Genomic DNA, 7008 nt, shown 5'->3' on the forward strand with positions numbered 1-7008 from the left:
GGGGCGTGCGGGACCCCCGACGGGGCGCCGGCCCGCCGTGCGGCTCACGGCTCGACGCCCCGATCGGCTGACGGTCTTGTCAGGTGCATCTCCAGCAGGGCCCCGCGTCAACCCTCCGTCACCCACGCCCCCCAACGCCCCCGCGTGCCCGTCGCGTTCAGGCCCCCGTTCCGGAGCGGCCCGGGAGCAGGCGGCGCAGCAGGGGCCAGGCCGCGATCAGGGCGATCAGGACGTACACGCAGACCGAGAGCGGGGTGTCGACCAGGCCCGACAGGCTGCCGTCGCTGATCTGGAGCGCGCGGCGCATCTGGAGTTCCGCCGCGGGGCCCAGGATCACCCCGAGGACGGCGGGCAGCACCGGCAGCCCGAAGCGCCGCATCAGCAGCCCCAGGAGCCCGATGACCAGCAGGATCACCAGGTCCAGCGTCTCCCCGCCGACCGCGTACGCGCCGACCGCCGCGAAGAAGAGGATGCCCGCGTAGAGGTAGTGGCGCGGGATGCGCAGCAGCTTCGCCCAGACCGGCGCCAGCGGCAGGTTGAGCACCAGCAGCATCGCCATCCCGATGAAGAGGGAGGCGATCAGCGCCCACACCAGCTCGGATTCGCGCTCGAACAGCAGCGGGCCCGGCTGGATGCCGTAGCTCTGGAACGCCGCCAGCATCACGGCGGCCACCGCCGTGGTCGGCAGGCCGAGGGTCAGCATCGACACCAGCGTTCCCGCCGCGGAGGCCGAGGCGGCGGACTCGGGGCCCGCGACGCCCTCGATGGCCCCGCGGCCGAACTCGTCCCGGTGCCGCGACAGCCGCTTCTCCGCCGCGTAGGAGAGGAACGTGGGAATCTCCGCGCCGCCCGCCGGGATGGCGCCGAAGGGGAAGCCGATCAACGGGCCGCGCAGCCACGGCTTCCAGGTGCGGCGCAGATCCGCGCGGCCGAGCCAGGGGCGCCCGACCGGGATCGGCTTGTCGGGGCGGCGGCGCAGATGGAGGGCCACCCACAGCGCCTCGCCGATGGCGAAGAGGCCCACGGCCACGATCACCACGTCGATGCCGTCGGCGAGTTGGAGGACGCCGAAGGTGAGCCGCTGCTGCCCGGTCAGCGCGTCGAGCCCCACCATGCCGATGGTCAGGCCGATCAGCAGGGAGGCGAAGCCCCGGACGCGCGAGCTGCCGAGCACCGAGGTCACGGCGACGAACGCCAGCACCATGATCGCGAAGTAGTCGGCCGCGCCGATGTCCACCGCCCAGTCGGCGACCGTGGGGGCCAGGACCACCAGCAGGACGGTGCCGATCAGGCCGCCCGCGAAGTGGCCGATGGCGGCGGCGGCCAGTGCCTGGGCGCCGCGCCCCGAACGCGCCATGGGATGGCCCTCCAGCGCGGCGACGACCGCGGCGGTCTCGCCCGGGGTGTTCAGCAGGATGGAGGTGGTGGAGCCGCCGAACATGCCGCCGTAGTAGATGCCCGCGAACATGATGAACGCCGCCGTCGGGTCGAGGCCGTAGGTCACGGGGAGCAGCAGCGCGACGGCCATCGCCGGGCCGATCCCGGGCAGCACGCCGATGGCCGTGCCGAGCAGCACGCCCAGCGCCGCCCACATCAGGTTCGCCGGGGACAGGGCCGTCCCGAAGCCGTCCATCAGGGAGGTCAGGGAGCTCGCGAGATCCATGGGCTACAGCACCTCCATCAGCGGTCCGCCGGGCAGCGGGATTCCGAGCAGGCTGTCGAAGACGACATAGGTGACGACGGAGAGCACCGCGGCGATGAGCGGGTCCCGGTCATACGCCCGGCTGCCGAGGGCGTAGGCCGAGCCCCAGAACATCAGGGCGCCCGACGCCGGGAGGCCGAGCGGGTCGAGGAGCACCGCGTTGCCGAGGAAGATCCCGGCGAGCAGCAGGACGGTGCGCCAGTCGCCGGGGGCGTCGAGGTCGATGTCCTCGCCGCCCTCGGCCTCGCCGCGCCCGCCGCGCAGGACGTCGAGCGCCAGCAGCACGGCGACGCCGAGCAGCGCCACGCCCACGACGACCGGCACGGTCTTGGGCCCCACCGGGCCGCGTTGCGTGATGTCCACGTCCATGGTCAGCACGTCGCCGAGGACCAGCGCCCCCAGCGCGAACAGCAGGACGCAGACGCCGAGTTCGGAGTGGGCTCGCAGCCACCCCCGGGTGCCCGTCACAGTCCCAGCTCCCTCAGGGTGTCGTCCACGCGGCGGTTCTGGCTCTCCAGGAAGTCCCCGAACGCGTCGCCGGTCATGAAGGCGTCGGCCCAGCCGTTGCGTTCCAGCGCGTCCTGCCACGGCCGGGAGTCGTGCAGCTCCGTGAACAGCGCGATCAGCCGGTCGCGTTCGGCCTCGCTCAGCCCCGGCGGGGCGACGATGCCGCGCCAGTTGGTGAAGTCCACGTCCAGGCCCGCCTCGGTCAGGGTCGGGGCGTCGATGCCGGGGGCCCGTTCGCCGCCGGTGACGGCGAGGACGCGCAGCTCGCCCGCCTCGATCTGGTCCAGGTACTCGCCGACCCCCGAGACGCCGAACGCGACCTCGCCGCCGAGGATCGCGGCGAGCAACTCGCCGCCCCCGTCGTAGGCGATGTAGTTGGCCGCCGCGGGGGTGACCCCGGCGGCGCCGGCCGTCAGCATGGCGGCCAGGTGGTCGGGCCCGCCGGGGGATGAGCCGCCGCCCAGCGGCAGGGAGCCGGGGTTCGCCCGCCAGTCCGCCAGCAGGTCGTCGATGTCCTCGTAGGGGGAGTCGGCGGGGACGACCACGATGTCCGGCTCCTCCGTCAGCCGCACCAGGGGGGTGGTGTCGGCGAGGGTGACGCCGGTGTGGTTGGTGTGCACCGCCCCGACGACGCCCAGGCCCATCGACATCGCCAGCCGCCCGTTGCCGCGCTCGGCCACCAGGTGGCTCAGGCCGACGGTGCCGCCCGCGCCCGGGAGGTTGAACACCTCGATCCCGCCCGTGAGTTCGGCCTCCTCGGCGGCCCTGGCGGCGGTGCGCGCGGTGATGTCATAGCCCCCGCCCGGCTCGTTGGGCACCATGAACCGCAGGCCCGGGATGTCGCTGCCGCCGCCGCCCGAGCCGTCGGAGCCGAGGAGCGGGGGGACGAGGAACACGAGAAGAGCCGCCGATACCAGGGAGGCAAGAGCCCTTGCACGCACGCGGCCACCGCCTTTCCGTCGAACAAACGCGTCAGTGGGAACGGCGCCACATGGTGCTGCTCGCGGCGAGGGGATGTCCATGACGGCGGTGGTTGCGCAACTAAGTCGCCTTGTGGTCTTTGAGTTCAGGGCGCGGGGCGGCGGGGCTCAGGGCCGCCCGACCCAGCGGAAGCGGCGCTCGGGACGGCCGGCGACCCCGTAGCGCAGGGAGACCGTGACCTCGCCCGTCGCCGCGAAGTGCTCCAGGTAGCGCCGCGCCGTGACCCGGGACAGGCCGGTGCGCGCGGCGCACTCGGAGGCGGAGAGACCGCCCGCGTCGCCGTCCGCCCCGGCTCCCGCGCCGGTCTCCGCGGTCGCGTCCGCCGCCAGGGTGTCGCGGACGAGCTCCGCGGTCTGCTCCGAGAGCCCCTTGGGCAGCCGTGTCGTCCCCGGGGCGCCGAACATCCGGTCCACGTCGTCCTGTCCGGGGGCCAGCGTGGTGGCGAGCACCTGGTGGTGACGCGCGTAGTCCCGCAGGCGCTGTTCGAGCAGCGAGACGTCGAAGGGCTTGATGATGTAGTGCACCGAGCCCCCGCGCAGCGCCGCCCTGACGGTGTCCATCTCCTGCGCCGCGGTGATCACCAGCACGTCCGCCTCGGCCGCGGGGGACGCCCCGCCGCGCAGCTCCCTCAGCACGTCGAGGCCGCTGATGTCCGGCAGGTAGATGTCGAGCAGGATCAGGTCCGGGCGCAACTCCCGCGCGGCGGCCAGCGCCTGGCGGCCCGTGTGCGCCTCGCCGACCACCAGGAAGCCGGGGGTGCGGCGCACCACCATGCCGTGGAGCCTGGCCACCATGAAGTCGTCGTCGACGACCAGGACCCGTATCACAGCGGTGCCCCCGACCGTTCCCGCTCGGGCGCGGTGCGCGGCAGCCGTGCCAGGAACGCGGCCCCGTCCACGCTGACCCCGCCGCCCCGCCGCCCGCACACCAGCCGGGTGATGGCGAGGCCGAGTCCGCGCCCCGATCCCGCGGGCCTGGGGTCGGCCTTCGTGGTGAACCCCTGGCGGAAGATCTTCTCGCCCAGCGTGGGGTCGACGCCGGGCCCCGAGTCCCGCACCCGCACCCGCACCTCCTCGCCGTCGTCCTCGAACTCCACCCTCACCCACGCGCCGTCCCGGCCACCGCCGTCGTCGCCCTCGTCACCGGTGCCGCCGTCGCCGCCGGTGTCGTCGGCGCGGGAGTCGCCGTCGCGCACCGCGTCCAGCGCGTTGTCCACCAGGTTGCCGACCACCGTCACCAGGTCGGAGGAGAGGGACTCGGGCAACGGTCCCAGCGCCCGCCCCGTTTCCGTGACGCGCAGCGCGGCCCCCTGCTCGGCCGCCAGGCTGGCCTTGGCGATCAGCAGCGCGGCCAGCGAGGGGTCGGCGACCGCGGCCTGCACATCGGCGGTGCGCTGGGCGTGGGTCCCGCTGATGCCGCGCACATAGCGGGAGACCTCCGGGTACTCGCGCAACGCCAGCAGCCCGGCGATCACATGGAGGTGGTTGGAGAACTCGTGGGCCTGCGCCCGCAGCGTGTCCGTCGCGTTCCGCGTGGTCTCCAACTGGTGCTTCAGCGCGGCCAGTTCGGTGAGGTCCCGCATGGTGGTGACGGAGCCGACGGTCTGCCCGTGGGTGACCAGCGGCATCCGGTTCAGCGTGAGCACCCGGTCCGCGGTGAAGACGACCTGGTCCCGGCCGTGCGTCCGCCCGGTCAGGGCGTCCCGCACCACCTCCTCCACGCCGAGGTCGGTCAGGGTCCTGTCGGCCGCGTCGGGCGGCAGGCGCAGCAACTCCCTGACGCTGTCGTTGGCGAGCGTGACCCTCTCCTGCACGTCCAGGCCGAGGACCCCCTCCGTGATGCCGTGCAGCATCGCCTCCCGGTGCCTGACCAGGGCCGCGATCTCGCCCGGTTCCAGGCCGAGCGTCTGCTTCTTGATCCGGCGGGCCAGCAGGTAGGAGCCCACCGAGCCGATGCCGGAGGCGAAGCCCACATAGAACAGCATGTCCGGCGCGGCGGTCATCACGCGTTCCATGAAGCGGTGGGAGTGGCTGCCCACCGCGACCACGCCCAGCAGCTCCCCGTTCTCGCCGAACACCGGCACCTGCGCCACCAGCGAGGCCCGCTCGCCGACCGTCAGCGTGCCGATCCACGAACGGCCGGACAGCACGGTGCTGTCGCCCAGCTCCAGCCGTCCTCCGATGCGCCGCGGGTCGGCGGCCGTGAGGATGCGGCGGTCGGGGGTGGCGATCTCCACCGAGGAGGCGCCGGAGACGCTGCGGGCGCTCTCCGCGCTCGGCTGAAGGATGCCGCCGCGCTCGGGCCGGCTCAGGCCGACCCGCACCGCGCCCTGGGAGGCGACCGACTCGGCGGTGCTGAGCAGGCGGCTGCCCTCGGTCCTGCGGAAGTTGGCGTTCGCCTGGACCACCGACACCCACGCGACGACCACCAGGACGACGACGATGAGCGTGAGCTGGAGCATGAGCAACTGACCGGCGAGCGAGGGTCTGGGGGCCCTCAGCGCGAACCTCGGCCGTCGAGGCGAGGGGGAGCCGTGTCTCATCCGCCGACCTCCCTCGGCCCGGGTGCCACCGCGCTGCATATTGTCGCCGATGGCAGGGGACCAGTCGATCAGTCGATCTATGAGCAGATGAACACCATGGACGAAGCGCCCTCTCCGCCGCCCCGGCCGCCCCGGCGGGCGGTGGTCGCCGCGGGCCTGCTCGCCGCGGGCGCGGCGGCCGCCGCCGGCTGCGACCCGCTCGCCCCCCTCGAACCGGGGCCGGGCCCGGGCCGGTTGCGGATCATGGTCCCCACCGTGGCGGGCGGGGGCTACGACTTCACGGCGAGGACGCTGGCCGTCATCCTGCGGGAGACCGGACTCGCCCCCGACGCCGAGGTGTTCAATCTCCCGGGCGGCGCCGGGACCGCCGCGCTGGCGCGGCTGGTCCACGAGTCGGGCAACGATCGCCTCCTGTTGCAGATGGGCCTCGGTGTGCTCGGCGGCGTCCAGGCCACGGACACGGCCGTCTCCGTCGGCCAGGCGACGCCGCTGGCCCGGCTGATCGACGAGCCCGAGGCCGTGGTGGTCCAGGCGGGCTCGCCCTACCGGACGTTCGGCGCGCTGGTCGGGGCCTGGCGGCGCGGCGCGCTGGCCCCCGGCATCGGCTCGCACGTCGGGGGGCCCGACCATCTCGCGCTGATGCTGATCGCGGAGGCCGTGGGGCTGGTCCCGAGGACCCTGCCGCACGAGCGCTTCGACGGCGGGGGCGACCTGCTGGCCGCCCTCCTCAGCCGGCGGGTCGACTTCGTGGTGAGCGGCCTGAGCGAGTACCAGCACGCCGTCGGCGCGGGGGAGTTGAGGGTGCTCGCGGTCACGGGGCCCCGCCGCGTGGAGGGCGTCGACGCCCCGACGCTGCGCGAGGAGGGGGTGGATGTGGAGATGACCAACTGGCGCGGCCTGCTGGCCCCTCCGGGGCTCGGCGCCGAACGGCGCGAGGACCTGGTGGCCCTGCTCACGCGGCTGCACGCGTCGCAGGAGTGGCGGCGGGCGCGGCGCGAGAACGGCTGGTCCGACTCCTTCCTCGCCGGCGGCCGGTTCGCCCGCTTCCTCGCGGCGGAGAGCCGGCGGGTGGACGCCCTCCGCCGCCGCCTCACGGGCGAGGGCGGCGGGAACGCGTGACGCCCCGGCGCGCGCGGCGACCTGGTCCGGCGTCGCGGTGAACGAGGCGGCCCGGCGCTCGCCGGGTCCTGTGGAGAGCCGATGGCGCGTCCTCACGCGGTCCCTACGCCGCGGCGGGGACACTCGGTCCCGGGGGAACCGGCGGGGGCATCCGGGG

At 74.3% G+C, this 7008-nt stretch carries 6 protein-coding genes; 1 reads left to right on the forward strand and 5 read right to left on the reverse strand.

Translation table 11 applies throughout. The annotated features are described in order from the left end of the window. Nucleotides 1-157: 157 nt before the first annotated feature. From ADY01_RS30545 to ADY01_RS30565, 5 genes are all read right to left on the reverse strand, one after another. Nucleotides 158-1663: a tripartite tricarboxylate transporter permease gene (locus ADY01_RS30545; RefSeq protein ID WP_049579933.1), complete on the reverse strand. Its 1506-nt coding sequence runs from the start codon at nucleotides 1661-1663 to the stop codon at nucleotides 158-160. A gap of 3 nt (nucleotides 1664-1666) precedes the next feature. Next, nucleotides 1667-2170 carry a tripartite tricarboxylate transporter TctB family protein gene (locus ADY01_RS30550; RefSeq protein ID WP_049579935.1) on the reverse strand — a complete coding sequence of 168 codons (504 nt, stop codon included), beginning with the start codon at nucleotides 2168-2170 and terminating at the stop codon, nucleotides 1667-1669. Next, nucleotides 2167-3150 carry a tripartite tricarboxylate transporter substrate binding protein gene (locus ADY01_RS30555; RefSeq protein ID WP_049579937.1) on the reverse strand — a complete coding sequence of 328 codons (984 nt, stop codon included), beginning with the start codon at nucleotides 3148-3150 and terminating at the stop codon, nucleotides 2167-2169. The genes ADY01_RS30550 and ADY01_RS30555 overlap by 4 nt, the downstream gene beginning before the upstream one ends. Before the next feature lie 147 nt (nucleotides 3151-3297). Continuing rightward, nucleotides 3298-4017: a response regulator gene (locus ADY01_RS30560; RefSeq protein WP_049579938.1), complete on the reverse strand. Its 720-nt coding sequence runs from the start codon at nucleotides 4015-4017 to the stop codon at nucleotides 3298-3300. Continuing rightward, nucleotides 4014-5732 carry a sensor histidine kinase gene (locus ADY01_RS30565; RefSeq protein ID WP_049579940.1) on the reverse strand — a complete coding sequence of 573 codons (1719 nt, stop codon included), beginning with the start codon at nucleotides 5730-5732 and terminating at the stop codon, nucleotides 4014-4016. The genes ADY01_RS30560 and ADY01_RS30565 overlap by 4 nt, the downstream gene beginning before the upstream one ends. Before the next feature lie 96 nt (nucleotides 5733-5828). Here ADY01_RS30565 and ADY01_RS30570 point away from each other — a divergent pair, with 96 nt between their 5' ends. Then, nucleotides 5829-6851 (forward strand): Bug family tripartite tricarboxylate transporter substrate binding protein, encoded by a 1023-nt coding sequence (locus ADY01_RS30570; protein ID WP_049579941.1) that lies wholly within the window; start codon nucleotides 5829-5831, stop codon nucleotides 6849-6851. Nucleotides 6852-7008 lie beyond the last annotated feature (157 nt).

This window comes from Streptomyces sp. SBT349, from assembly GCF_001083795.1.
In the GTDB taxonomy this organism is placed as follows: Bacteria; Actinomycetota; Actinomycetes; order Streptomycetales; family Streptomycetaceae; genus Streptomyces.